Genomic DNA, 26,521 nt, shown 5'->3' on the forward strand with positions numbered 1-26,521 from the left:
CCATCGCGCGCGGCGCTATCCCCAGCCCTTGCCTTTCGTGGGCATGAAAGATTAGCTGAACGCGAGAAGCCAAAGGAAAAGCCATGCCCGGTGACAACGGTAAGGGTGTCGAACAAGATGTCGTCATCATCGGCGCCGGCGCCGCCGGCATTGCCGCCGCCCGGCACCTGCAGGCGATCCGCCCGGATCTTTCGATCCTGCTTCTGGAAGCCGGCGATCGTCTCGGCGGTAGGGCCTGGTCGGTCGCGCTGCCGGGAGCATCCGATATCGCGCTCGATCTCGGCTGCGGCTGGCTGCACGGGGCGCGGACCAATGCCTGGACCGGTCTTGCCGACGCGGTCGGATTGACGGTCGATCGGACACCGGCGCCCTGGAGCGGCGGCCGGCGGCTGCAGCGCGACGATGCGGAAACCCAGGCCGCGCAACAGGCGATCGCCGCTTATTTCGAACGGCTCGACAGTCATGAGGGCGATGACACAAATCTGGCCGCGATGCTCGAACCCGGCAATTCCTGGAACGGCCAGATCCGGGCGATCGGTACTTATATCACCGGCGCCGAGCTGGAACGCTCGTCGGTCGTCGACTACACCAGATACGACCCGGGCCCCGGCCCCGATTGGCGGGTGCGCGAGGGCTATGGAACACTGATCTCGCTTTACGGCAGGCCGGTTCCGGCAAGGCTCAGCGTCGAGGTCACGCGTTTGAACCACCGCCCTGCCTGCTGTGTCGGCGTCGAGACGAACCAGGGTGGGCTCAGCGCCCGTGCGGTGCTGGTGACCGTTTCCACCAATGTGCTTGCCACGGGCAGGATCGTCTTCGACCCTCCCTTGCCCGAGAAGGTCGAGGCGGCGGCGCGCCTGCCGCTCGGGCTTGCCGACAAGCTCTTCCTCAGGCTCGCCCATCCGGAGGCGCTGCCGGCCGATACCCATATGCTCGGCTCCGTCAGCCGTGCTGCCACCGGCACCTATCAGCTCCGGCCGCTCGGCGCTCCTGTCGTCGAAGCCTATTTTGCCGGCGACCTCGCGCGCGATCTGGAGCGGGAGGGAAAAGAGGCCGCCCTTGCCTTCGCTGGAGATGAACTGGCGGCAGAATTCGGCGCCGATATCCGCAAGCAATTGTCGGTGGCCGCGATCTCGGCCTGGGCCGCTGCCCCCCATATCGGCGGCTCCTATTCCTATGCCGAACCCGGAGCCTCCGATCTGCGCGAGGTCCTCACCGCACCGCATGACGGACGGATCTTCTTTGCCGGCGAGGCCTGTTCGCGCGCGTGTTATTCGACGGCGCACGGAGCCTACGAGACCGGCGTCGCCGCAGCCGATCTGATCGCCGGGTCGCTGTCGAGAAAAGCGTAAGTCGCCGGTCGCGATGGCCCGCGGGAATATTTTTTCCCACTTGTGGCACGGGCGGGATTGGGTATGTTGCTCCAGCCCCTGCGCCAGATGAGCCAGGGCGCCAGACGTCATCCGGCGGCAAGCGGCCGCCTCAAGCTCGATATTGTCATTAGATTGCGGAAGCCCCGGCTTCTATCCCGGCGATTTTGCGCGTCGGCTGCGGGCCTCTGCATCAGGAGGAAGAAATGGATTATCGCAAGCTCGGTCCCAGCGGGACCGTCGTCACCGCCTATTGCCTGGGCACCATGACCTTCGGCGCGGAGGCCGACGAAGCGGCCTCTCACAAGCTGCTCGACGATTATTTCGCCTGGGGCGGCAATTTCATCGATACCGCCGATGTCTACAGCGCCGGCAAGTCGGAAGAGATCATCGGACGCTGGCTGAAGGCCCGCCCGACCGAAGCCCGCCAGGCGATCGTCGCCACCAAGGGCCGCTTTCCGATGGGCAACGGACCGAACGATATCGGCCTGTCGCGCCGCCATCTCGGCCAGGCGCTCGACGATTCTCTCAGCCGCCTCGGCCTTGAGCAGATCGACCTCTACCAGATGCATGCCTGGGACGCGCTGACGCCGATCGAGGAGACGCTGCGTTTCCTCGACGATGCGGTTTCCTCAGGCAAGATCGGCTATTACGGCTTCTCCAACTATGTCGGCTGGCATATCGCCAAGGCCTCGGAGATCGCCAAGGCCCGCGGTTATACGCGCCCGGTGACGCTGCAGCCGCAATATAACCTGCTGGTGCGCGACATCGAGCTCGAAATCGTTGCCGCCTGCCAGGATGCCGGCATGGGCCTGTTGCCGTGGTCGCCGCTTGGCGGCGGCTGGCTGACCGGCAAATACAAGCGCGACGAGATGCCGACCGGCGCCACCCGCCTCGGCGAAAATCCCAATCGCGGCGGCGAATCCTATGCGCCGCGCAATGCGATGGAACGAACCTGGGCGATCATCGCGGTTGTCGAGGAAATCGCCCGGGCGCATGGCGTCAGCATGGCGCAGGTGGCACTCGCCTGGACGGCGGCGCAGCCGGCGATCACCTCGGTCATCCTCGGCGCCCGCACGCCGGAGCAACTGGCCGACAATCTCGGCGCCATGAAGCTCAAGCTCACGGACGAAGACATGGCGAGGCTGAATGAAGTGAGCGCCCCTCAGCCCTTCGACTATCCCTACGGCAAGGGCGGCATCAATCAGCGTCACCGCAACATCGAAGGCGGCCGCTGAGCTAAAGCGCTCATGGCGAGCCGCAGAAAATGCGGCTCGCGCGTAGCGCCGAGACCGGCTGACGCCGATCGGCTCCCGGCATGGTCGATGAAGCGCTATGCTTCGGCGGCCTGAGCGGTGAAAGAAAATGTGATTCAAGATCTAGATGATTTCGAACCGGATTGGCATAATAGCATCCGGATACCAATCGAAGAAATAGAGCATAGGGTCATCCGAAAGCCGCACAGTTTTCGGCATTCATGCTCTAACGCCGCAGTCAACCAGTCAGGTAACAGAATTGAAAAACACCAGAAACAACGAGCTTTCCGATCGTCGCAGCGCCGCTGCCGAAGCCAAGGCTGCTCTCCTCAATGCGTATCGTGATGCCAAGGATAAGGCTGAACCGACCCGGCTCGCCAAGCAGGCGGAGCGTCAGGCCGTCGCCGCGGCCAGGGAAGAACGCCGTGCCGAGCGGGAACGGCTAAAGCTTGAGCAGCGCGCACAGGCTGAAGCCGCCGAAGCAGAACGCCAGGCGGCTGCCGAGGCCGCCGCCCGCGCCGACATCGAGGCGCGCGAAGCGGCCGAGAAAGACCGGATCGCCCGCGTCATTGCCGATGAAGCCGCCCGAAAGGCCGCGCGCGACCTGCGTTACGCCAACCGAAAAGCCAGAAAGTCGTAAGCGCCGGCGCCGCCTGTTGTCGTAACGGGCGGCGCTATCTTTCAGGCGGCCTGCACGGCCGCATTCAACGGGATTTCGACATCGATTTCGAGCGTCGAGACGTATTCGTTGCGATCGATCGTCACCTGCACCTTGTCATGATCGAGCTCGACATGCTTTGCGATCACCGCCAGGATTTCCTCACGTAGCAGCGTGACCAGGTCCGAACCGGCCGAAGAGCGCTCATGGGCAAGAAGCACCTGCAGGCGTTCGCGGGCGGCCGGTGCAGTTCTCTGCTTGTTGAAGAGACGGAAAATATTCATGCTGCCCTCCGTCCGAAGATTTTGCCGAAAATATTGCGCTTTTCCTCAGGGATCGCCATCGGCACCAACTCGCCGGCGAGCCGGCGGGCGGCATCGAAATAGGCCATCGCGGCCGGGCTGCGGCTTTCTGCCAGCGTGACCGGCGCGCCGATATTGGAGGCCCGCAGGACATCCATGCTTTCCGGCACGATGCCGAGCAGCGGGATGGACAGGATCTCCAGCACGTCGTCGACCTTGAGCATGTCGCCGCGCTCGGCGCGATTGGCGTCGTAGCGGGTCAAAAGCAGATGCTTTTCCATCCGCTCGCCGCGTTCGGCCTTGGCGGTCTTGGCGTCGAGCAGGCCGATGATGCGATCGGAATCGCGCACCGACGACACTTCAGGATTGGTGACGACAACGGCGACGTCGGCATGGCGCATGGCAAGCGTTGCGCCGCGCTCGATGCCGGCGGGGCTGTCGCAGATGATCCAGTCGAAATAGCGCTTCAGGTCGTTGATGACGCGCTCGACGCCCTCGGCCGTCAGATTGTCCTTGTCGCGCGTCTGCGAGGCCGGCAGCAGGAACAGCGTTTCCAGCCGCTTGTCGCGGATCAGCGCCTGGGTCAGCTTGGCGTCGCCCTGGATGACATTGATCAGGTCGTAGACGACCCGGCGCTCGGCGCCCATGACGAGGTCGAGATTGCGCAAGCCGACGTCGAAATCGACGACGACGACTTTTTCATTGCGTTGCGCCAGCGCCGCTCCCAATGCGGCGGTCGAGGTTGTCTTGCCAACCCCGCCCTTGCCTGACGTGACGACGATCACTTTCCCCATGTGTCTCTCCTTTGCCGTGCCGCAGTAATTCGAAGTGTTGCAGCGTCTTCCACGCGTCTCTGAAAGCCGCGCGGCGCTGTCGTTAGGTCAGTTTCTCTGCCATGATCGCATCGTCTTCGAGCCAGAGCTGAACAGCCTGTCCGCGAAGATTGGCGGCCATGTCTTCCGCCATTTTGTAAACGCCGTCGATTGCCACCAGCTCGGCCTCGAGCTTGCGGCAAAAGATCCGCGCCGATGCATTGCCGATCGATCCCGCCATGGCGCGGCCCCGCAGCGCCCCGTAGATATGCACGGACCCGCCGGCAATGACCTCGGCGCCCGAGGCGACAGACCCGACGATGGTCACGTCGCCTTCCGGGAAGATCACCGATTGCCCGGAGCGCACCGGCTCCCTGATGACGATCGATTGTGTCGTTGCCGGCCGGATCTCGGCTGCAGCAGGTTTGACCGCCGAATCGGCAGGCTCACTGGCCTGAACCTCGATGTCGGAAGCGGAGCGACCGCCTTTCAGCGCCGGAGGCATGCCCGAACCGAGAATGGAAGGCCGCGCCCCCTCGATGCCCATGATGCTGACATTGCGCGTGGCAAGCTCGGCGATGAGCTCCTTCAACTGCGGCTTGTCGATCTGCAGATCCGTCAGATCGAGCACGACCGGGCGTCCGAGGAAGAAACCGGCCGAACGCGCGGCCAGATCGTCGAGCCTTGCCAACCAATCATCGAAAGGCAGGTCCGGAGACAACATGACGGCCAGGAAGGAGCGGCCCTTGATGCGGATAGAGCGAGCGTCTGTTAGCACTTTGGTCATCTATGTGAAGAAATCGTTGACCATGTCTACCGCCGACATGGTTAACAAAAAGTTAACGCGGCGTAGATATTCCCTAACGTGAAACGGCTCGGCTGAAGGGGAGACTTCAGGTAACTCCCTGAAAAGATTATATTTTTGTACTCGCGAAGTGAGGGCAGGTGCTGGCATGGGATTAACCAAAGCCTGCATCAATTTCAAGGTTGGCAAGCGGGGCTGTTTACCGACCCTCGCCCGGATGATGGCGTTGACTGCGCGACGATAAAATGCGCTGTGACCGGCGTGACCGACGGGGCTTCGGCTGGCTACCGCCCGCAATGCGCAACTTGTACTATAGCGTACAATTCCGCGAGTGTGTTATTATCGCTACAGCTTTTTTAGAATCCGCTGTTATATCCTCTGGTTGTAATGTCATGCCATGGGGTACAGAAATGAAGTTAACTATCGCCACTACCTTACTCGCACTTGTCGCCAGCAGCGCATTCGCGGCCGACGCCGTTCAGGACGTCCCGGCTGCGCCTGTTGCGGCTGCACCCGTTTTCACCTGGTCGGGTCCGTATTTCGGCATCGATGGCGGTGCCGCATGGCTCAATGGTGATTTCAGCGTCGGCGGCTTCAGCGATTCTGAGGATTTCAACGGCGGCGTCTTCGGCGGATTTGCCGGCTACAACTTCCAGTTCGACAGCATCGTTGTCGGTATCGAGGGCAACCTGGAACACAACTGGAATGAAAAGGAAGCGCTGGGTGCAGACATCGGAACCGATTGGGCCGGCGCTGTTCGTGGTCGTGTCGGTTACGCTTTCGACAAGGCGCTCATCTTCGGCGCAGCCGGCTGGACTGCCACACGCGGTTATGTGGACGTGCCGGGCTTCGACAAGGAAACGGAAACCTTCAACGGCTACACCGTCGGCGCTGGCGTCGATTTTGCCTTCACCGACAATATCTTCGTTCGTGGCGAATATCGCTTCAACGACTTCGGCAAAAAAGATATTCTGGGTGTTGATGTCGACCTCGACCAGCACGAGCTCAAGTTCGGCGTCGGCGTAAAGTTCTAAGAACTGTCGGCCAGATTAGCGGTATGAGAGCCTCGCCATGTTGGCGGGGCTTTTTACGTTCCCCATTCCGTTGGGTGCAGTCGTTGGCTCCGCCCCAGCGTCGGCCTGGCCCAATAATGTGAGGGGCTTGTAGCGCCGGGATTGCTGGAGCCTTGCCTCGAAGAGTTTATGCCGATGATGCCGGGCGGAGGTCTTGAACTATCCCTGGAGCGTCAAAAGGCCGTCGTGTGCTGAGCGGAAACGGCCTCCGATTTTCGCCTGCGGGTTTCCCGAGGACTTTCCCCGTAAACCGACCCGTACAGTACAGAAAAGCGGCCGGCGTGGACGAAGCCCCATTTCAGGCAGATATCCCTGATGCTCTGCAGGTTCGACCGGTCCAGAAGGTCTTTTCTGGCGGCGCGTAACCTTAGAGTTCTGAGGTAACTGCCAGGTGTCGCTCCTTTGAACGTCCGGAAGCCGGTTTCCAAGGCGCGAACCGAGACGTTGGCGGATCGAGCGATCATCGCGATCGTGATCGGCTCGGCAATATTTGCGTGCATGAAATCGATAGCCCGGCGAATGTGCCGGGGAGCGGGTGTAAATGCTGCCTGCTCCAGACGCTGAGAGTAGCGATGCGGCACCGATCTGATCAGCAATTCGGCGAGCGCCTGGGGAAGGTTGGTCATTGCTATCGGCGACTGCAGCAAGATGCCGTCTCCGAGCATGCCGGAGATCATCGTCTCGACAAGGTTCTTGACGAGATGTCCTGAGGGAGTTGATCCATCAATGACGGGTGACAGGTCCAGCGATCCGACAAGCGGGGCTTCGAACAACTGCCCGAAGGTCCGGCGAATCTGCTCCCAATCGAGAAAGAGTTTCTGCGATCGATGCAGCGCTCCCCGCACGAGGAAGTGATCCGCCTCGTGGCTTTGGCCAAGCAGTATCTGGCCCGGCGACGCTGTTGTCGTGATCTGCCGTCGCGTCATGCCGGAGAAACCCTCGCGCGGCACGTGAATGGTGAGCCATTCCGGCGTCTCTGCGGTGGCCGAAAGGTTCCACTCGCCATTGCATGCGAGATCGGCAACCGTCACCGCACCGTGAGACCGTGCATCCCCCGACCAACGAAAGCCTTTAGTGCTATGAACCGGCGATGCGTCGAAGTGGGCAGGTCCGAGGAATGTCTCCAACATTCCGTCGAAGTCTGCGCCGGCCCATCGTGGAGCGAGTGCGGCGTTATGGATCATGAGGGCCTCTGAATTCGCGGGTAGGAGCGGTGAGGCCATTCGCCTGCGCTGATCGTTTTCGGCAATGACGGTGCAGAGCCGGGATCTTATTCCTCCGCTGTGTCGCCCGCGATGCGCTTGACGGCATCAGCCGCCGCTTCGAGCAGACGCTCCGACATGCCCTGATCGGTCATGATGCGAGAGATGGTTACGGCGCCCACCATGAGGGACAGGACGACCATGGCTTTGTCATAGGGTTTCGCGCCGTCCGATGCCGGGATCAATTCGTCGAGAACCTGAAGATGCGCCTCGATGCCGTTCTGAAATGGAGCCCGCACCTCTGCACTCTGGCGCGCCGCATCGGACCCAAGTGCTGCCAAGGGGCAGCCATCGCCTTTCTCTCCCTGGTGCCCGGTCGACAGATACATGCCGACAACCGCTTCAAGCGGATCGGCGCTTCCGGCGGCAACCCTCGACCACCTGCGAATGGCGCTCTCCATTGCTCGCCCGGATGCCAGCGCCACAAGGTCATCCTTCGATTCGAACTGCTTGTAGAACCCGCCTTGGGTGAGGCCGGCTCCTTTCATTAGGTCCTTCAGCCCGATGCCGTCGAAACCATGCTCCCGGAAGAGCCGGCTTGCGACATTGATCACCGTTTCACGATTGGCCTCGGCCTGAGCGCGACTGACTCTCATTGCGATCTCCGATTGGATGTCATCTGAAATCTATAGCATGATTAGAGTTGACTCGCAATCTAATTGAGCGGCTGCGTCCGTTAATGAGCCTTACTCACATGAACTGCGAGACACCCTGAAAGCGAGAGGCGCCCAATCAGCGCCGCCAACCTTGATCTCTCCGACAAAACAATTATCTAGTGCACTAGATAAAAGCACACTAGATGAAGCCATGTCAAACAACGAGATCCCATCCCGCCGGGCGGTCGGCACCCAACTTTCGTTTGCGCTCTATGGCGCAGCCAATCGGATGGCGCGCCTTCACAAGCCCTTTTTGCAGCCGCTCGGCCTGACATTCCCGCAATATCTGGTGATACTGGAACTTTACGGCGGTACGCCCCGCGCCGTTGGAGAGCTGGGTTTGAAGCTTGACATGGACACCGGAACGATCACGCCGCTGCTGAAGCGCCTGGAATTGGCCGGCATGGTGACCCGGACGCGCGATCGTAACGACGAACGGCGGGTGCTCATCCACCTGACCGAGGCCGGTGAATTCCTGCGCGAGGCGCTTTGGGCCGTCACCGACAAGATCAAAACCGCCTGCCAGCTGACGGATGAGGGGCTGGCCGATCTGCGCGACACGCTGCACGCATTCGCTCGCCCCGCTTGCGATTGAACGGTCTACTTCCACATCAGAGAAAGGACATCCCATGAAGATCGGAATCATCGGCGCCGGAAATATCGGCGCGACTCTGGCGAGAAAACTCGCCGCCGGCGGCCATCAGGTCAAACTTGCCAATTCGAAGGGTCCCGACACCATCCGCGCGCTTGCCGGTGATATCGGAGCGGCTGCCGTTTCGAAGGAAGAGGCCGTCCGGGGTGTCGAGGTGGTCGTACTTTCGATCCCGTTCGCAAACTATCGCGATCTCGCCGGGCTCTTCGATGATGTGCCTGACGGCGTCGTGGTGATCGATACGTCAAACTATTATCCGTTTCGCGACGGTGCGATCGCCGACGTCGATGGCGGCATGCCCGAAAGCGTTTGGGTCGGCAGTCAAATCGGCAGACCCGTTGTCAAGGCTTGGAACGCCGTATTGGCGGCGACGCTGGCGGCGAAGCGCCAGCCCGAGGGCGCGGATGGACGCATCGCCATTCCGGTTGCAGGCGATGTTCCGGAAGCAAAGGCGATTGCCATAGAGCTGGTCGAGGCCATCGGTTTCGATGCGCTGGATGCTGGAGGGCTGGCAGCGTCCTGGCGTCAGCAGCCCGGCACCCCCGCCTATTGCACCGAGCTTGCAGCAAATGAGCTGAAAGAGGCACTGCAATCGGCGGATCGATCCCGCGCAGCGGATAATCGCGACGCCCTGATCCAGGAATTCTTCGCGGCAGGCACGAGCCTGACCCATGACGACATGGTCGCTCGAAACCGAGCGGGGACTGCCGCTCCGAAATCCTGAAAGCCGTGAGGCTCATGCTGCTCCCCGCCGCAACGTTGGCGGGCCTTCGAGCTCAGCGCCATGCCCCGGCGCGTTTTGGAGGCGCGATCATCGGAAAAAATCGCCGCAAAAGCAAAAAGTGCTTGATTTTATATTTCGATTGACATCTAAAGCGATTATAGATGTCGATTGAAATCTTACGTGCTTTGGTGCCAGGTTCTGAAAAGCTGTCCTTTGGCGACGGGGTGAAAAGTTCCGACCTTCTATCGAAGCACGTCATCAGCCACTCGCGCCAAAAGCCAAGGAGCATGCATGTCCACAAACAGAGTTGTCGTTATCACCGGAGCATCCTCCGGAATAGGTGAAGCGTCAGCCGGCCTTCTCGTACAACACGGCTTCCAGGTCTTTGGGGGCGTACGCAACCCCGCGCGTGTCAATGCCATTCCCGGCGTGCGCTATGGAACTGTCGACGTGACCGATGACGCTTCGGTCTCCAATTTTGTTCAATGGGTTTTGTCCGAGGCAGGCAAGATCGACATCCTGGTCAACAATGCCGGCGTTTCGCTGGTCGGCCCTGTCGAGAACACGTCGACTTCCGAAGCGCACACGGTATTCGATGCGAATGTTTTCGGCCCTTTGCGCATGATCCGCGCTGCCTTGCCTTCCATGCGCGCCGCTCGCAGCGGGCTGATCATCAATATCAGCTCGGTCCTCGGCTTCCTGCCGGCACCGTTCATGGGAATATATGCCAGCAGCAAGCATGCGCTCGAAGGATTGTCGGAGTCGCTGGATCATGAGGTTCGCGAGTTCAACGTGCGCGTCGTGCTGGTTGAACCGACCTTCACCAACACCAAGCTCGATGTAAACGCGGCACAGACCGAGGCGCCCTTGGGAGTCTACGCAGCGCAGGCGGACGCGACCATCAAGGCGGTACAAGCCCAGATCAAAACCGCGCCGTCGCCCGTAAAAGTCGCGGAGAAGATATTGGCGGCAATCAACGGCCCATACAAAATGCGTCAACCGGCCGGCGGCCAGGCGACGCTTCTAAGCCGGCTGCGCAGGTTTATGCCGGCAAACGCGGTCGACAGCAGCCTGCGCAAGACGTTCGGCTTCGGAAAGCGTCCTGCGTCCTAAAGCGCGTCACGTCAAACTTGATTCATGCGACGCGCTTTAGCTCTTTGTTTTCACGCATGTCGTTGCCGCAAAACCGCGGCACACTTTCGCGCGACATGCTTTAGACTAAAGCCTCTTCTGGTCAGATTGAAGCATTCTGCCGGAGCAGATTTTCGTCAGGGTGGAGCCGACCTCCTCTCATCCTGGCGGAAAGATGCCCGCCCCACAGGCCGCATCGCTGCGCTAGAATGAGACTATCTGATCTCTGATTGAAATAGCCTTCCAGCCTCATCGGAATGCATTATCAAGCCCTGATCGTTTGACTTGCTTTTCGGCTATTTCGTCTTGTTCATACGCTCCGTTAGTTTTCGAAAAATCGAACTTCGGGCAACCGAATAACCGAACTTGCGACCAACGCTCGTGCTCATCACCAGATTTGCCAATGTCGAGCTGCGCATGACGGCATCCTCGCGGATAAGGCGCTCGTCGTAGCGCCCCTGGCTGTCAGCTATGATGCGTTTTGCAGCATTATGTCCCGGTGCACCAGAGACGCCGCCGCCAGGATGACTGCCCGAACCACAGAGATAATATCCTTCCACCGGCGTGCGATAGTGTGCGGCTTCCTCGATCGGACGTTTGTCAAAGTTATTCTCGGTGCCGACCATCGAGGAATGGAATATGTTGCCGCCGGTGATATTGTAGACCTGCTCAAGATCGCGCGGCGTGATGATATGACGCCCAAGAATTCTGCCGCGAAGATTGGGCGCGTAACGGAAGTAGACCTCGAGAACCTTGTCGGCCCATTCGTCTTTCCGACTATCCCAGTTGCCCTCTGCGAGATCAAATGGCAATTGCTGCACGCCGAGCGATATCGTGTGATGTCCGGGCGTTTCGACCAAGCCGGGATGTGTAACGGAAGGTATCAGTGCTTCGATCACGAAATCGTCCGGGAAGCTGCCCCTTTTTTGTGCCTCCCAGGCCTTTTCGTAAAGGGCTGGGCTCGCTCCCATGATGACGAGACCCTGGTGTTGCGGTCCCGTCTTGCCTGGCGCGAAACCCACATAATCGGGCAACGTGTCGACGAGAAGATGAATACGGGCCATCGAGCCACGAACGTCGATCTCCGATGCCTTCTTTTCAATCGGGGGAGACAAAACGCCTGCATCAAGAAAGCCTTCCAGCGAGCGCTTGGGATCTGCGTTGGAAATGACCAGATCTGCCTCGATCAATTCGCCAGACATCAGTTCCACACCAGCTGCCTTGCCTTCTCGAACGATTACCTTGCGAACGGGGGAGCCGGTTCTGACGGAACCGCCATGCGCTTCAAGCCCCTTGGCAAGCGCATTCGAAATCATGCCCATTCCACCTTGCGGAAGGCCGTACTGACCATAATTGCCTTCGAACTCGCCCTGAGCGTGGTAGCCGTAGACATAGGCCGTCCCGGGTGTTCGTGGGCCGCCCCAGGTCGAAACCATCCCCATGAACATCATAAAGCCGCGAAGACGGTCGCTTTCGAAATATCGCGAAAGCAAATCCTCTGCAGAAATTAGGACGAACTCGTTGAACAGTTCAGTTTCGCCGGCCTGCTCGAAAACCTCGCGAAGTTCCTCGACAGAAGGCGGATCACTCATCAAAAGCGCGCCGGTTAACTCGCCAAAACGCCTGAGTCTGGTTCCAAAGCGCATGAAATTTGCGCCGTCGCGAGTGTTGTGCTTTTCGATCGACTTCAGCGTGCGATCGATATCGCGCCAAAGCATCACATGGTCGCCATCTTCCCACAGACCCATCTCCAGCATCTCGGGTGCGACCGAGACCAGACCGAATTTCTTCAATTCCAGGTCCTCGACGACTTCGCGTCGCAGCATCATTTGGATGTAGGAGCAGGAAGAGAACGTCCCGCCGGGGACGAGTTCCTCGCTGACGCAGGCGCCGCCAATCACGTCGCGCGCCTCGACAACAAGGACGCGAAGACCTTCTCTTGCGAGATAATTTGCACAAACAAGCCCATTGTGACCTGCGCCAATCACGATGGCGTCCGTCTTCACCCCAGTTACGGATCCGGTATTCATATCAAGCGGTTCCTTCCATAAAGGCACTCAAGCCGATCAGATTCATCCATTTCTTGGTCACTACCGCGCAGGCACTTTGATCAAGGTGAGGCCGGCTCCCTGCTTTCAAGGCAAAAGTACACGGTAGACTTGGTGGTCGACGAAAGTGCCGTCCGGGTAACCTATAAAATTACCGGTTACGACGCCGGTCGCGCCTTCGAACTCGCCGCCGCCTTCCTTGATGTGCCAGGTGATCGAGCCGATCTCCTTTCCCTCGTCCGCCGGGAGCACCATGCCCGTTTCTGGAGTAAACACGTCAAGGTAGCTGTCGATCTCGGGGAAAAAGACCCGGCCAGCCTCTACGGTTCGGCCATTTCTTGCCATCACTACGGTCTCGAAGCGCGCCTTCCCGCAGGGATTTGAGAGCTGGCCGTCTTGACCGATACCTGCCATATCGGACGTTGCGATAACGCCGTCGGCCGCTGACGAGACGAATCCCTGTGCATGGCCAATCTGCTCTCCTTTTCCAGAAAAAACGATCAGCATCGTTTTCATGCGCATTTGATGTTTCCTTTCACAATTTGAATGTCTTGCGAGTGGGAGGTGTTCACCTAGCTCGCGTGCGGCGCGGCTCTTTGGCGCCCCGACAGATTTTCGACATATCGGTAAGCGACCAGGTAAAGCCCCGTGAGAACAGCCATCATCAGAAGAATGAGGCCACCAACAGCTGCAGCTCGATCGAAGCGATATTCCTGGAATGCCAGCTTGTAGAGATAGGTCGCAAGCACCTCCGAAGACCGCCCGGGACCGCCCTTCGTCATGATCCACGTCATGTCGAAGAACCGGAACGTCCAGAAGAAGTCGAGCAAGCAGGCCGTCAGCATCACCGGAGCGAGATGGGGAAGTGTGACAAGTCGGAATTTGTCCCAAGCGCTCCCTCCGTCGACGTCCATCGCCTCATAGAGATCGTCGGGTACGTTCTGCAGAGCAGCCAACAAGATCAGCGTCAGGAAGGGATACCAATTCCAAATACTGGCGATCGTCACAGCCGCCAGTGCCGAAGACGGTTGCCCAAGCCAGTCAAATGCCCAGCTGGCGAGGCCGATGTCGCGAAACAGGGAATTCAAGAGCCCGAATTGATCCTGATAGATCAGGATCCAAAGGATTGACACAGCCGCGGGGGGGAATAGCCAGGGAATGAACTGCAGCCCCCGCCAAAAGGACTGCATGCTTTTGGCTGAGTTCAATAGAAGCGCAAAGGTCAAGCCGATCAACAAATGCCCTATGACCGTGCCACCGGTAAAGATGAAGCTATTGAGCGTCGAGGTCCAGAACACGTCATCGTGCAGCGCCCATTTGTAGTGGGTAAAGCCGACGAAATGCTGCTCCCCGCGTCGCGTCTGAAAGAAACCCGTGTAGATGCTCGCCACCAGCGGAAATATGCCGGTTATAATCAGAAACAGGAATGTGGGACCGACAAAGAAAGCCCACTCTCGCCGGTAGGTCCTTGCGAGCTTCACGCGGTTCGCACTGACGGGAACCAGAGTTGCTTGAGACTGTTGTTCGATGATCATTTCACACCTCCCGCAACCATCCCCTTGATGAAGACACCTTGGAACAGTGCAAAAACGACAAGCAGGGGAAATGCCGACAGGAAGCTTGCAGCCATCAGCACTTCCCAGCTGATCGTGTAGTGACCAATCAGGAGATTGAGTGCGACTGTAATTGGGCGCGCATCAAGCGAGGCGGTGAATGTCAGCCCGTAGAGGAATTCCTGCCACGCCATCAAGAACGCGAAGATGAACGCTGCCAGAATGCCACCCCAACTAAGCGGAAGCGTGATCCGGAAAAAGCATTCCAGAGACGTGCATCCGTCAATTCGGGCTGCCTGCTCGATGTCTTCGGGTACCCCGTCGAACATTGATTTCAAGATAAGGGTGCAGAACGGCACGGTCAGCGTGGTGTCTAGGAAAATCAGCCCGGTCCAGGTGTCAATAAGACCGCTGGATTTTAGGAACGGGAAGTAACTCAGGACCAGAATCTCAACCGGGATGACCTGGGTGAATAACAGCAGGACGATAAGGGTTCCCGATAGTCCCACTCGATAACGTGACATGCCATATGCAGCCGGCGCCGCCAAAACGATCGTGAAAAACGCCGTGAGAGCGGAGATCCCGACAGAGTTTCGGAACGGCAATACCAGTTCCTCGGTCGAGAACACCTTCAGGAGGTTCTGAAAGGTCACTCGCTCGGGAATAATCTGCTTGAAGAGCAGATCTGCCGGCGTGATCGCGATGATGATCATGTAGGCGATCGGCAGCAGCATTACACCGAGCAAAAGCCCCAGTATGATGTAGGTGTGATAGTTGCCACGTATCAGGCGGCGGACGGCGGAAGCTCTTTCCCGCGGTGCAAGGCTATCGAAGGTCATGGCGCACTCCTTTCAGATTGGTGCGCGGCCCATTGGCCGCACACTGCCTTCGCGCTTGGCTATCGGGTGTAGCGGTCTCCGAGCTCGCCGTAGCTCTCGTCCCATTGCTGGTAAAGGTCGGCCCATTGCGCGGCCACCTTGTCCATTCCCTCCTGAGCGGTCTGCTCGTTGGCAACGACGCCATGAAGTTCGGTTCGGAAAATGTCCACTGCCTGCAACAGCTGTGGCGGCATCTCGCTGTAGGTATCGTAGGCGTTGGGGCGCTGCGACTGCTCCAAGGCGACCTTCAGCGAGTCGGATGTGCCTAAAGTGCCCTTCTGGACCTCGTCCCAGATTTCCTTCCGGGTGATAAGGAAAGGCCACTTGTCAGCGATCGCCTGCTGGGTGTCATGGCCTGCGAGCACCTTGATAAACTCCCAGGCGGCTTTCTTGTTTTTCGAGTTGGCGCTGATAGCATAGGTGCTGTCACCGCCCATCAGCATCGCCCCGGTAGTCTTGCCCTTGGGCAGCGGCGAAATGGCCCATTCGAACGTTGGCTTCAACCCCTCGATCACCGCCGGGACACCATTCCAGTCCGGCATCATGGCGACACGCCCGGCTGCAAACGAACTCCTCAGCTTCTCGAAGTCGGTTGTCGTGAATGACGGCACGACGCCGTGCTTGTTCACAAGATCCACGATGAACTGAACAGTTTCGACCGCTTTTGGCTTGTTGATCTGAAAGTCTCCGCCGACACGGCCGATGCGGGTTTCATTCGCGTAGAACATCCAGGCGAGAGCAAGCCAAAGCTCAGGGCCGTTACCATCGAGACCGAGGCCATACATTTCCGGTGGCTTGTTCAGTTTCTTTGCGAATTCGAGCATCTCGTCGATGGTCTCGGGAGCGCGGTCCGGAAGGCCGGCTGCCTTGAATGCCGTCCTGTTCCAGAGAAGAACGTTGGTGAGGCCGAGCGAGGGAAGGACGTAGGTCGAACCCTTGTAGCCCTTGTCTGCCCACGGCTCGTAGGCGCCAAGGATATCGTTGCCGGCCGCTTTGTCTGCATCGATCAATTCGTCGAGCGGAGCGATCCAGCCTTCCTCGACAAAGCGAGCAAGCTGTGTGGGTACCCAGAGTTCGAACGTGTCCGGCAACGCACCAGCTTGGCCCGAAAGCTCCATTTTCTTGATGTATTCGATAAAGCCGATCTCTTCGACCTGGAGATCGACATCCGGATTGGCTTTGCGATAATCATCGAAAACCTTCAGGAAAATATCCGGCATTTCGGTCGAACGCCAGTTCGAATGAGTGACGACCGTCTTGCCCTGTGCCAGCAAGCCTGACGGCAACGCGGCGGCACCGAGCGCGATCGCGCTCGATTGCAGAAGAAACCGACGCGATATATGCGGAACTGTGAAACGAGGTGTATCTGTCATGATTATTCCCCTATCGTTTTTCGATTCTGAGTGATCGATCCGTCTTTCGCTTCTAGACGTGATGCTGTCCACGGGGACCGAATGCGTGCCCAACACCACCATAAGCCGCGCCCCAGTCGCGCGAATGAGGTACCGTTCCTAATGACCGTTCCCCGGTTGGTCAGGCTGCGGCGGCAGCACTCGACTCCAGGCGTTTTCCGGTCGACTTGTCGAACGAATGAATTTCTCGAAGTGGCACCCGAAATGCCTGCAGCTCCCCGATCACGAACTTGCCGCCCGCCATGGCGGGCACGTCGGCCACGATTTGCACGTTATCGGCCCCATCCAGCGTGCCGTAGACGAGTTGAGTGGAGCCGAGTTTCTCTACCCGCCGGACAATGATATTGACTTCCCTGGTCGCAACCTTTTCGCCAACCAGCCCAGGATGAAGAAGCTGTTCAGGACGAAAGCCTTCAAGGACATTGCCGCGCGGAACGATGTTCATGGCGGGTGAGCCGACAAAAGTTGCGACGAATGTATCGGCCGGACGATTATAGATTTCATCCGGCGTGCCCACTTGGCGCACTATGCCGTCCGACAGGACCGCGATCCGATGCCCGAGCGACATGGCTTCGACCTGGTCATGTGTCACGTAGATCGTCGTTGCCTTCGTTTCCGCCTGGAATTGCTGAATTTCCTGCCGGGCGGTTGCCCGTAGCTTCGCATCGAGGTTGGACAGCGGTTCATCCATCATGAACACGGACGGACTGCGCACCAGGGCTCGTGCCAAGGCAACGCGCTGACGCTCGCCTCCCGAAAGTTGCTTCGGTTTGCGGTCAAGATGCTGCTCGATCCTGAACATGCGAGCGGCCCAAAGTGTGCGCTCCTCGATCCGCTTGCGGTCGATTTTCATCTTTCGCAATGGAAACTCGATGTTGGCACGAACGGTGAGATGCGGATAAAGCGCATAGGTTTGGAAAACCATTGCGACGTTTCTGTCCTTTGGTGACAGGTCCGTGACATCCTTGCCATCAATTCTAATGGCTCCAGTCGTAACGGTTTCGATGCCGGCAATCATCCGCATCAATGTCGATTTGCCACAACCCGATGGGCCCAGCAAAACAAGAAACTCGCCGTCGGCCACGTCGAGACTGATTCCCTTCACAGCGGCGTAATGGCCGAAGGACTTTGTGACGTTGCTGATTTGAACGAAGCTCATGTCATGCCCTCAAGTATCTGTTGAACGGTGAGCGCCTTTTGAAAGGCGCCCGATTGTTAGGCCGCTGCGTTCCGCCGGAATTCGGTGCTGCGAATGACGTCCTGAAATGCCTCCAGGAAGATGTCAGCATGTTCGGTCGAGAACGGCAGAGGCGGGCGGATCTTCAAAACGTTGCCCTCGATGCCGCTTGCACTGATCAGGATGTTCCTGTCGCGCAGCGCGTTTACAACGAACAGGCCGAGATCGCCGTCTGGCTCCTTGGTCTCGGGATCCTTGACAAAGTCCAGCCCCACAAAAAGACCCGCACCACGGATATCTCCTGCCGCCGCCAGGCCGGTCGTGAGTTCGCGAAGCCCCTGCTGCAGGTAATTACCGACCTTCACGGAATTCTCGGCAAGTCCCTCGTCCTCGATTACGCAAAGCGTGGCGTGAGCGGCGGCGCAGCAGACGGGGTTTCCGCCAAATGTATTGAAGTAGCGGGCGGTGGTTGCAAACTCGCCAAGAACTTCAGGCCGAGCCACCACGCCGCCGATCGGCAGCCCGTTACCCATCGGTTTACCCATCAGGACCAGGTCGGGCACGATCCCATGGCGTGCAAATCCCCACATCGGACCTGTCCGCCCGAATCCCGGCTGGACTTCATCGGCAATGAACAGGGCGCCTGCAGCATGCACAGCGTCGAGAGCAGGTTTCAGGAAGCCCGCCGGATCGGCGAAGATGCCGTCGGATGAGAAGATCATGTCTGCCACAAACGCGGCTGGCTTGAACCCGTGGCGAGACAGATCTTCGAAAGCTTCCTTGATGGAGGTGGCAAAGGTCTCGGCAACGTTCTCGTGTCCGAGGCGGTATGCATCCGGCGCCGGCACGGTCCTGACATGGGGCCAGAGCGGAACGCCACTGCCCAGAGACGGAGACATTCGCGCTATCTGCTCCGTGATGCCGTGATAGGCGTTTTCGGTCACGACAATGCCAATCCCGCCGGTGTAGGTTTTGGCGATGCGCAAGGCGAGATCGGAGGATTCGCTGCCCGTGCAGGTAAACATGGCATTCGAGAGTTCAGGCGGGAAATGTCCCAGCAGTTTTTCCGCGTAACTCAAGACGACATCGTTCAGGTAACGCGTATGGGTGTTAAGCACGGCCATCTGCCGGGAGACGGCCTCAACCACTCTAGGATGGCAGTGGCCGACAGAGGGCACATTGTTGTAGACATCCAGATAACGCTGTCCGCGGCCATCGGTGATCCATACCCCCTCGGCCGAAACGGCGTGGACCGGCGTTTCGTAAAAGAGCTTGTAGGATGGTCCAAGGACCTTCTTGCGCCGCTCGATCAGCTGCATCGTCTCAGCGTCTAGCCCGTCGACCGCATTGGGGTCGAACGCATTGATCATCAACGGCTTGGTCATGAGGAAGTCTCCTTGTCACAGGCAGCGAAGAACCGATCGACTGCCCAGTTTTTGTCGAGGTCCGTTAGGTGCGAAAGGGCGCGCCATGCGTAGCCGGTATTCTTCAGGATCTGGCTTGCACGCTCTGGAAGACGGGTTGCACGGAATTCCGTAATGGCGACCGCCATCGCGAGTCTGGTGAGAATGAGGTCAGGGAGGATCGCGATCTCATGCGGATTCAAGGTGGTGACGGAATTGTAGCCTCGCGCCACGTCGAGTGCTCCGGAAAGGCCGGACTCATCAAAACGCAACTGATAGCAGGCCGCGATAGCGACATCGTTGATCCGCTGGCTTCTCGTCACATCGCCGAAGTCGATGATGCCGGTGATCCTTGTTGGATCGGACGGATCCATCAGAAGATTGTGTCCGTTGAAGTCGTTATGGATCACTTGCGAGGGAAGATCGCTCAGCATCGAGAGGGTGCGATCCTCAAAACGCTGCAAGATCCGATGAGGCATTTGCCAACGGCCAGAGCTAATCGCTGGGAGGAGCGGTCGGACGTTCGCCGCATTTGCGAGATCCCAGACGAGGTTTCTCCGATCGGCAGGGTGTTCGAAGTGGGCAAGCGCCCTCGCCGTTCTTGCAAGTGCCTTCCCGATCTCGAATGCCTGCCGGCTGCTTTTGAGAGTGCTAACCTGCGGTATGCCGTCGAGAAAGGTCATCAGCTGGACTACACGATCCTCGCCGGCTTTCATCGTCGCCACCGCCTGCAGAGCGCCATCGGTACGGATAATTTCCGGCACCGGCAGAGCGGGATCACTTTCTGCAATGTGAACGCAAGCCTGAGCGCGCAAATCGGCCAAGGATGGCGATTCAGACGCGCCGTAGATCTTTAAGACGTAACGGCGATTATCATCGGTGGTAACCTCCAGGATCTCGTCACGCTCTGCTACCAGGCTTCTGAGGCTTCCGCGGATCCCCCAATATTGTTTGAGAGTGCGCGCGACTTCATGCGTCTCGACCTGAGAGTGGCTATCTCCACCTCCGTCAAACCTCTCGAGGAGGTCTTCTTCAGACATTGTGGGCTCCTCTGCGCTCTTACTACGGGGCGGGAGTGGTTTGTGACTGGACGAAGATCTCCAGCCCATTCCGACAATTGCACGCGGGACTGCCTGCGCACCTGCTTGTGGCCGGGACCACGGCGACCTTGAGCCGACATGGGAGACGGTTTGCATAGTCCCGTCAGCCCCGTTGAGCGGAGTGATGGTCATTGTCGCCGCCTGCCACTCATGTTGAACCATCGCCGTGGCTCCGATTGTTTCTCTACGAGAAGTTGAACATTACGTGGCGGATCGAGGTATAATCCTCGAGGCTGTAAATGGACTGGTCTTTGCCGTAGCCGGAATGTCTCAGCCCACCGTGTGGCATTTCACTCAAGAGCGTGAAGTGCTGGTTTACCCAGACCGTACCGTAGCGCAGGCGAGCCGCCACTTTGAGCGCTGTGGTGGCGTTTGACGACCACACGGATGATGCCAAGCCGTAATGGCTCTCGTTCGACCAATCGATAACTTCTTCGGCGGTTTCGAAACGGGATACCGCGACGACCGGCCCGAAGACCTCGCGACGGACGATTTCGTCCTGAACATTTGCGCCGACAACGAGAGTCGGCTCGTAGTAGAAGCCGTCCCCCGAGGCCGGCTTGCCGCCGGTCAGAACTTCAATATGCTTCGAGGTGCGCGCGCGCTGAACGAAGCTCTCGACGCGGTCTCGCTGACGCTGGCTGATGAGTGGGCCGAGTTCAGTCTGTTCGTGCTCGGGCGCACCGCTGCGGATGCTTTTGATTGCGGCGTTTAGCTTCTCGACAAGCTTTTCGTAGACACCGGACTGGACGTAGACGAGGCAGGCCGCGCAACAATCCTGGCCGGCATTTTCGAAGCCTGCCATCCGAATTGTTTCGACAGCGGCATCCAGATCGGCGTCGTTGAATATGATGACCGGCGCTTTCCCTCCAAGTTCAAGGTGCGTGCGCTTCAATGTCGGCACAGCAGATTGCAGCACCTTCTGACCTGTCGTGACATCGCCTGTCAGGGAGACCATCGCGACGCCGGGGTGCGAAACAAGCGTGGATCCGACGGACTCTCCACGACCGGTGACGACGTTGACGACGCCTCTCGGCAAAAGAGTTGCCAGGAATTCGCAAAGGCGAAGGAGCGTGAGGGGAGTCTGTTCGGACGGCTTTACAACAACGGTGTTGCCGACCGAAATCGGTGCAAAGACCTTCCAGGCGGCCATCATCAGCGGGAAGTTCCACGGAGCCACTGAGCCCACCACGCCGACCGGGTCGCGGCGAATAATGGACGTATGATTTTCGACGTATTCACCTGCAGCGCTGCCATTCAGCACTCGGCACGCGCCGGCGAAGAAACGAATGGCATCTATGATGGCGGGCATTTCGCCATTCAGCATGCCCAGATACGGCTTGCCGCAATTGAGGGATTCGAGGCGAGCGTAAGTTTCGATGTTCTGCTTGAGGTGCTCAACGACTTCCAAAAGAAGTTCGGAGCGCTGCCGGGGCGTGGTCAGCGACCAAGTCTTGAAGGCGGATTGCGCAGCTGCCACTGCGGCATTTACCTGATCGCGGCTCGCTTCCTTGACGGCAACGAGAGTCGAGCCTGTAGCCGGGTTCAAGATTTTCTCGTCGCCGCCAGTTCCCTCGACAAGCTCGCCGTTGATGAGCAGCTTCGTCGAAAACGCCGGAGTGATAACCATATCCATTAAATGTCTCCCTGACTGATGGGCGATCCGCAGACACCACGCCGTGGTGCCGCAATCCAATCGTCAACAGTGTGTCGCGGAAGAACCGGAAGGGAAAATTCGAAATGCTTGCGATGACGTATCGGTTTTATCGATATGTCGCTCGGCTACCGTTTCGCATGGTAGTCACGGGCGACGGTCTTGAAAATCTCGGCTTGGTCGGTATCCGGCGACCCCTGCCGCCACACCAGGCCGACGTCCAACGTAATAGAGAGGCCTTCGACCGGGCGAGCCTCAAGACGGTCGCCTTCGAGGGTGTAGGGGCGGAAGGCGAGGTCGGGCATGATGGCCACGCCTGTCTCTGTGCCGACAAGGCTTCGGACTGCCTCCACCGAAGTTGTTCTGAGAAAGACCCGATCCATAAGGTCCTCGCCTTGCAGCCAACCGGAGATTGACTCCAGCAAGTCATCATTTGCCAGCAAGATAAGCTTTTGATCGCGCAGATCGGATGATTTGACACGGCTCTTGTCGGCGAGGCCATTCTTTGGCGACACCCAGACTCTGAATCTCGATCGCACGAGTGAATCGACCGATAGGGCGAACTGCTCTTCGATATTGGACACAACCATGAGCGCAAGCTGCAGTTCGCCACTGATGAGGAGATGTTCAATATATCTTCGCTGGTCCTCGACCACTTCTACAGATACTTCAGGAAAAACGCGCCGGAACCGAGCCAGAATGTCGGAGAGAAAATAGCCTGCGACCAGGTTCGTCACGCCCAGGCGAAGGGTTCCCGATACGTTGTCTATTTTAGCTGTGAAGGCGTCCTCGGCATCTTTAACCGTGGAAATGATGAGTTTGGCGTGCCGCAGGAACCGATGCCCCTCATACGTCAATGCGATCCCCCGGGCGTGACGGGAAAATAGCGCGCTTCCGACCTGCTCTTCAAGTTGCCGGATGCTTTCGGTAAGCGCGGACTGCGAGATTCGCGCAGCAGTAGCGGCACCAGATATGGTGCCGAGTTCTGCCGTCAGCACAAAATACTGGACCTGCCTTAGCGTAAAATACATAAGCTGTTCCCACTTGTCAGAGCGCTTTTGCATGCGCCTTTATCTCTGCGCTAATCGCGGCCGGAACAACGTATCGGTATAATCGATATCTCGGCAACGGCAAAAGATACTTCTCCTCCCGCTGAGTTCGATTTTACACTCATTGCCGTCATCCCACGCTACGCCATCGTTTGAGAGGCCGCTTCTTTCAATCGGGCCCGGCTCGCGCTTGGGAACTGAGATGGATCGGTTGGCTAAGCGGGAGATTGAATGTCGGATAACCGGCAGGTCGGTATGTCAGACTCGGGAGCGAGCCAATTACCGGTAAACTCTTCGGGTCGAATGACGGCATGAGACCTTGAGAAGCCTGCACAACGAACCGAATTCCATGCATCCGGCGTTGCATGGTTCAATCGAAATTCCTCGAAGCACGGACGGAGAGTATGGTGGACCTCAAAATCGCAATCATCCCCGGAGACGGCATAGGCGTCGAGGTGACTGCGGCAGCCTGGGAAGTTTCACTTGCCGCTGCGGCAGCTTGCGACGTCAATCTTTCCGCAACGACATTTCCGTGGTCTTGCGATCACTATCTTGAAACTGGAGCGATGATGCCGGCGGACGGGATCGAAACGCTCCGAACCTTTGATGCGATCTTGCTTGGAGCGATCGGATGGCCGGCGAAGGTATCCGACGACATTTCTCTGCATGAGCTTCTACTTCGTATCAGGAAAGAGTTCGACCTCTATGCGAATGTCCGTCCGCACAAGCTGCTTCCTGGCGTGACTGGACCTCTTCGTGCCGAGAATATCGATATCCTTTGCATCCGCGAAAATACGGAAGGGGAGTATTCTGGCGCTGGCGGCAGGGTGCACCGTGGTACGGCGGAAGAGATCGCAGTTGAGACCAGCGTTTTCACCCGTCACGGTGTGGAGCGGATTCTCCGATACGGCTTTGAAATGGCGCGTAAGCGCAGGAGGCAGCTTGCTTCGGTAACAAAGTCCAACGCGCAACGCCACTCGATGGTGTTTTGGGACGACGTAACAAGGCAGCTTTCCGCGGAGTATCCGGACGTCGAGGTCCGCAGCTATCACGTTGATGCAATTGCCGCCCGCATGGTCATGTTCCCGGAAACATTGGATGTCGTTGTTGCGTCCAACTTGTTCGGCGACATCTTGTCCGATATCGGCGCGGCGATTCAGGGAGGACTCGGATTTGCAGCCTCTGCAAATATCGACCCGACCGGCCGCTCGCCGTCCATGTTCGAGCCGGTCCACGGTTCAGCACCGGACATCGCAGGCAAGGACGTGGCAAACCCGATCGCCGCGATATGGTCGGCAGCAATGATGTTCGAGCACTTGGGCCAGACGGAACTCGCGACCAAAATTTCAGATGCCGTCGGCCGCGTTTGCGCGCGTGGAATTGGTGCTGGGTCATCAGGCTCCAGCTACGGCACTCGTCGCATTACAGATGAAATTCTTCTTGAAATTGCGCGCTAGGCGCACAGACACTTTCTGCAAAGGATAGAGGCCATGGCTCTCAAAGATAAGACCCTGTTCAGACAAGCCGCCCCGGTTGCCGGGCAATGGATCGAAGTCGGCGACGGTCCTTCGGTCGACGTGGTCAATCCGGCTGACGGCCGCCTTCTCGGCCGCGTTCCGAAACTTGGAGCGATCGAAACGCGAAAAGCAATCGAAGCCGCACAATTGGCGATGCCAGCATGGGCTGCCCGCACGGCGAAAGAACGTTCTGGCCTCTTGCGGCGCTGGTTCGAACTCATGATTGAGAACAAAGACGATCTCGCCGAAATTCTTACACTCGAACAGGGCAAACCTTTGACCGAGGCAAAGGGTGAGATCGTCTACGGCGCTAGTTTCGTAGAGTGGTTCGCCGAAGAGACTCGTCGCGTATATGGCGACATCATTCCGGGGCACCAGCCGGACAAGCGCATCCTGGTGATGAAGCAACCGATTGGCGTTGTGGCGGCCATCACGCCATGGAATTTCCCAAACGCGATGATTACCCGAAAGGCCGGGCCGGCCTTGGGTGCAGGATGCGGAATCGTTTTGAAACCTGCAGCGCAGACGCCGTTCTCCGCGATTGCGCTCGCGGTCCTTGCCCAGCGCGCGGGTATTCCTCCAGAGCTTTTCAGCGTTGTAACCGGCGCGGCACGGGAGATTGGGGGCGAAATGACGTCGAACCCAATCGTCCGCAAGGTGACGTTTACCGGATCAACTGAGATCGGCGCGGAACTGATGCGCCAAAGCGCCTCGACGATCAAAAAGATGGGGCTGGAGCTTGGGGGAAATGCGCCCTTCATCGTATTCGATGATGCTGACCTGGATGCAGCAGTCGAGGGTACGATCGTGTCTAAATTCCGCAACAATGGCCAGACATGCGTCTGCGCTAACCGCATCTATGTGCAGGACGGAGTTTTTGAGGCCTATGCAGAACGGCTTTGCCAGGCGATATTGAAGCTGCGGGTCGGTAACGGCATGGAGCCGGATGTGGCGCTCGGCCCGCTGATCGACAGTGCGGCCGTTAACAAGGTCGAGGAACATATCTCGGATGCTCGGGCGAAGGGTGCGCGGGTTGTGCTGGGTGGTGCCCGGCACCAGAAGGGCGGGAATTTCTTCCAACCAACAGTGCTCGCAGACGTAACCAGTGACATGAAGCTTGCGCACGAAGAGACGTTCGGGCCGGTCGCGCCACTTTTCCGCTTCACTGATGAAGACGATGTCATTCGCCAAGCAAATTACACGGAATTTGGCCTAGCCTCCTACTTTTATGCGCGGGATCTTTCGCGTGTATTTCGCGTCGCTGAAGCGCTTGAGTATGGCATGATTGGCGTTAATACAGGTCTCATCTCGACGGCGGAAGCACCTTTTGGTGGTGTGAAATCATCCGGCCTTGGTCGGGAAGGTTCACGATATGGCATGGAGGAGTTTCTCGAACTTAAGTATGTCTGTTTGTCGGTTTGATGATCTTGGTGGTGGCCTCGCTGGCAGGTGGTGGTATTCAACACTTCAAGCGAGGCAGCGATCCGCGCCGAGCGGGGCGGCTGAAACAAGATCCAGATTTTAGGCCGTCGGACTGCGCCGCCATGTCCTTACTGCCGTGTTGCTGGCTGACACTACATTAGTCAAAGGCTTGCCCAAACTTCCAAAACGTCATCGGCTCGCCGGCGTGCTGGCGCGAAAAGCCGCAGTGCGCCGGAGCAACTGGCGAAACACGCTTTGCATTAAGCTCGCTGGCCGGCGGTGAGGAATAACTTGATGCTGGCCTCAGTTGTTGCTGATGTGTCCCAAGGCGGCGCTCAACCCATGCGTTCGGAGGCGTAGCTTCCCGGGCTGGCCGGGAAGACCACGGTTCTATTGCCGTTGATGAAGGTGCGGTGATGGATATGGGCGTGGATGGCGCGGGCCAGCACCTGGCTTTCGACGTCGCGACCGATCGAGACGTAGTCGTCGGGCGACTGGGCATGGGTGATGCGAGCCGTATCCTGCTCGATGATCGGGCCTTCGTCGAGGTCGGCGGTGACGTAATGGGCGGTGGCGCCGATCAGTTTGACGCCGCGGCCATAGGCCT

At 58.6% G+C, this 26,521-nt stretch carries 25 protein-coding genes; 9 read left to right on the plus strand and 16 right to left on the minus strand.

Translation table 11 applies throughout. The features are described from left to right. Nucleotides 1–83 precede the first annotated feature (83 nt). From ATY75_RS30645 to ATY75_RS30655, 3 genes are all read left to right on the plus strand, one after another. Nucleotides 84–1,352, plus strand: a complete 1,269-nt coding sequence (locus tag ATY75_RS30645; RefSeq protein ID WP_088940359.1) for an NAD(P)/FAD-dependent oxidoreductase — start codon at nucleotides 84–86, stop codon at nucleotides 1,350–1,352. 224 nt (nucleotides 1,353–1,576) lie between these two features. Next, entirely contained in the window at nucleotides 1,577–2,608 is a 1,032-nt protein-coding gene (locus ATY75_RS30650) for an aldo/keto reductase (protein WP_088940360.1), read from the plus strand. Between the two features lie 277 nt (nucleotides 2,609–2,885). Next, nucleotides 2,886–3,266 carry a DUF6481 family protein gene (locus ATY75_RS30655; protein WP_088940361.1) on the plus strand — a complete coding sequence of 127 codons (381 nt, stop codon included), beginning with the start codon at nucleotides 2,886–2,888 and terminating at the stop codon, nucleotides 3,264–3,266. Nucleotides 3,267–3,307: 41 nt separating this feature from the next. Here ATY75_RS30655 and minE read toward each other — a convergent pair whose 3' ends face one another. The 3 genes from minE to minC all read right to left on the minus strand — a co-directional run bounded on the left by minE (nucleotide 3,308) and on the right by minC (nucleotide 5,185). After that, nucleotides 3,308–3,568, minus strand: coding sequence for a cell division topological specificity factor MinE (gene minE, locus ATY75_RS30660; RefSeq protein ID WP_049734360.1), 261 nt, complete (start codon nucleotides 3,566–3,568; stop codon nucleotides 3,308–3,310). After that, nucleotides 3,565–4,380, minus strand: a complete 816-nt coding sequence (minD, locus tag ATY75_RS30665; RefSeq protein WP_003594851.1) for a septum site-determining protein MinD — start codon at nucleotides 4,378–4,380, stop codon at nucleotides 3,565–3,567. Before minD ends, minE begins: the two co-directional genes overlap by 4 nt. An 82-nt stretch (nucleotides 4,381–4,462) precedes the next feature. Beyond that, the gene (gene minC, locus ATY75_RS30670; RefSeq protein WP_088940362.1) at nucleotides 4,463–5,185 is read right to left on the minus strand and encodes a septum site-determining protein MinC; all 723 of its coding nucleotides are present in this window, start codon (nucleotides 5,183–5,185) and stop codon (nucleotides 4,463–4,465) included. 428 nt (nucleotides 5,186–5,613) lie between these two features. On the opposite strand from minC, the gene ATY75_RS30675 reads away from it, so the two are divergent. Beyond that, nucleotides 5,614–6,237: an outer membrane protein gene (locus tag ATY75_RS30675; RefSeq protein ID WP_088940363.1), complete on the plus strand. Its 624-nt coding sequence runs from the start codon at nucleotides 5,614–5,616 to the stop codon at nucleotides 6,235–6,237. 212 nt (nucleotides 6,238–6,449) lie between these two features. On the opposite strand, the gene ATY75_RS30680 is transcribed toward ATY75_RS30675, so the two are convergent. Together ATY75_RS30680 and ATY75_RS30685 are read right to left on the minus strand one after the other, a co-directional pair. Next, nucleotides 6,450–7,406 (minus strand): helix-turn-helix domain-containing protein, encoded by a 957-nt coding sequence (locus tag ATY75_RS30680; protein WP_245317663.1) that lies wholly within the window; start codon nucleotides 7,404–7,406, stop codon nucleotides 6,450–6,452. Nucleotides 7,407–7,546: 140 nt separating this feature from the next. Further along, nucleotides 7,547–8,134: a TetR/AcrR family transcriptional regulator gene (locus tag ATY75_RS30685; RefSeq protein ID WP_064843618.1), complete on the minus strand. Its 588-nt coding sequence runs from the start codon at nucleotides 8,132–8,134 to the stop codon at nucleotides 7,547–7,549. 211 nt (nucleotides 8,135–8,345) lie between these two features. On the opposite strand from ATY75_RS30685, the gene ATY75_RS30690 reads away from it, so the two are divergent. The 3 genes from ATY75_RS30690 (at nucleotide 8,346) to ATY75_RS30700 (ending at nucleotide 10,683) form a co-directional block, all read left to right on the plus strand. Continuing rightward, complete coding sequence (locus ATY75_RS30690) at nucleotides 8,346–8,789, plus strand: MarR family transcriptional regulator (protein ID WP_088940364.1); 444 nt, start codon at nucleotides 8,346–8,348, stop codon at nucleotides 8,787–8,789. A gap of 34 nt (nucleotides 8,790–8,823) precedes the next feature. Further along, nucleotides 8,824–9,570, plus strand: coding sequence for an NAD(P)-binding domain-containing protein (locus ATY75_RS30695; protein WP_088940365.1), 747 nt, complete (start codon nucleotides 8,824–8,826; stop codon nucleotides 9,568–9,570). Between the two features lie 291 nt (nucleotides 9,571–9,861). Further along, entirely contained in the window at nucleotides 9,862–10,683 is an 822-nt protein-coding gene (locus ATY75_RS30700) for an oxidoreductase (protein ID WP_088940366.1), read from the plus strand. Nucleotides 10,684–10,997: 314 nt separating this feature from the next. Here ATY75_RS30700 and ATY75_RS30705 read toward each other — a convergent pair whose 3' ends face one another. The 10 genes from ATY75_RS30705 to ATY75_RS30750 all read right to left on the minus strand — a co-directional run bounded on the left by ATY75_RS30705 (nucleotide 10,998) and on the right by ATY75_RS30750 (nucleotide 22,957). Further along, nucleotides 10,998–12,731, minus strand: a complete 1,734-nt coding sequence (locus tag ATY75_RS30705; protein WP_088940367.1) for an NAD(P)/FAD-dependent oxidoreductase — start codon at nucleotides 12,729–12,731, stop codon at nucleotides 10,998–11,000. 105 nt (nucleotides 12,732–12,836) lie between these two features. Further along, nucleotides 12,837–13,271 (minus strand): hypothetical protein, encoded by a 435-nt coding sequence (locus ATY75_RS30710; protein WP_049732709.1) that lies wholly within the window; start codon nucleotides 13,269–13,271, stop codon nucleotides 12,837–12,839. Nucleotides 13,272–13,321: 50 nt separating this feature from the next. Further along, nucleotides 13,322–14,284 (minus strand): sugar ABC transporter permease, encoded by a 963-nt coding sequence (locus ATY75_RS30715; RefSeq protein WP_049732710.1) that lies wholly within the window; start codon nucleotides 14,282–14,284, stop codon nucleotides 13,322–13,324. After that, nucleotides 14,281–15,141 (minus strand): carbohydrate ABC transporter permease, encoded by an 861-nt coding sequence (locus tag ATY75_RS30720; RefSeq protein ID WP_049732711.1) that lies wholly within the window; start codon nucleotides 15,139–15,141, stop codon nucleotides 14,281–14,283. The genes ATY75_RS30715 and ATY75_RS30720 overlap by 4 nt, the downstream gene beginning before the upstream one ends. A gap of 59 nt (nucleotides 15,142–15,200) precedes the next feature. Beyond that, nucleotides 15,201–16,655, minus strand: coding sequence for a sugar ABC transporter substrate-binding protein (locus tag ATY75_RS30725; RefSeq protein ID WP_245317661.1), 1,455 nt, complete (start codon nucleotides 16,653–16,655; stop codon nucleotides 15,201–15,203). Between the two features lie 58 nt (nucleotides 16,656–16,713). Further along, nucleotides 16,714–17,751, minus strand: a complete 1,038-nt coding sequence (locus tag ATY75_RS30730; RefSeq protein ID WP_088940369.1) for an ABC transporter ATP-binding protein — start codon at nucleotides 17,749–17,751, stop codon at nucleotides 16,714–16,716. Nucleotides 17,752–17,807: 56 nt separating this feature from the next. Next, nucleotides 17,808–19,154, minus strand: coding sequence for an aspartate aminotransferase family protein (locus ATY75_RS30735; RefSeq protein ID WP_088940370.1), 1,347 nt, complete (start codon nucleotides 19,152–19,154; stop codon nucleotides 17,808–17,810). Next, complete coding sequence (locus ATY75_RS30740) at nucleotides 19,151–20,212, minus strand: phosphotransferase (RefSeq protein ID WP_190241457.1); 1,062 nt, start codon at nucleotides 20,210–20,212, stop codon at nucleotides 19,151–19,153. Before ATY75_RS30740 ends, ATY75_RS30735 begins: the two co-directional genes overlap by 4 nt. Nucleotides 20,213–20,456: 244 nt before the next feature. After that, entirely contained in the window at nucleotides 20,457–21,902 is a 1,446-nt protein-coding gene (locus ATY75_RS30745; RefSeq protein WP_202799477.1) for a gamma-aminobutyraldehyde dehydrogenase, read from the minus strand. A 152-nt stretch (nucleotides 21,903–22,054) separates the two neighbouring features. Beyond that, nucleotides 22,055–22,957: a LysR substrate-binding domain-containing protein gene (locus ATY75_RS30750; protein WP_049732719.1), complete on the minus strand. Its 903-nt coding sequence runs from the start codon at nucleotides 22,955–22,957 to the stop codon at nucleotides 22,055–22,057. 422 nt (nucleotides 22,958–23,379) lie between these two features. Between ATY75_RS30750 and ATY75_RS30755 the strand changes: the two genes are divergently transcribed. Continuing rightward, on the plus strand, nucleotides 23,380–24,432 hold the full coding sequence (locus tag ATY75_RS30755; protein ID WP_088940372.1) for a tartrate dehydrogenase: 1,053 nt from the start codon (nucleotides 23,380–23,382) through the stop codon (nucleotides 24,430–24,432). Between the two features lie 33 nt (nucleotides 24,433–24,465). After that, complete coding sequence (gene gabD / locus ATY75_RS30760) at nucleotides 24,466–25,914, plus strand: NADP-dependent succinate-semialdehyde dehydrogenase (RefSeq protein WP_088940373.1); 1,449 nt, start codon at nucleotides 24,466–24,468, stop codon at nucleotides 25,912–25,914. Between the two features lie 335 nt (nucleotides 25,915–26,249). Here gabD and ATY75_RS30765 read toward each other — a convergent pair. After that, the coding region (locus tag ATY75_RS30765) for a formyltransferase family protein (protein WP_280950563.1) at nucleotides 26,250–26,521 on the minus strand (272 nt) is incomplete at its 5' end.

The organism is Rhizobium sp. N122, from assembly GCF_002211295.1.
Classification (GTDB): domain Bacteria; phylum Pseudomonadota; class Alphaproteobacteria; order Rhizobiales; family Rhizobiaceae; genus Rhizobium.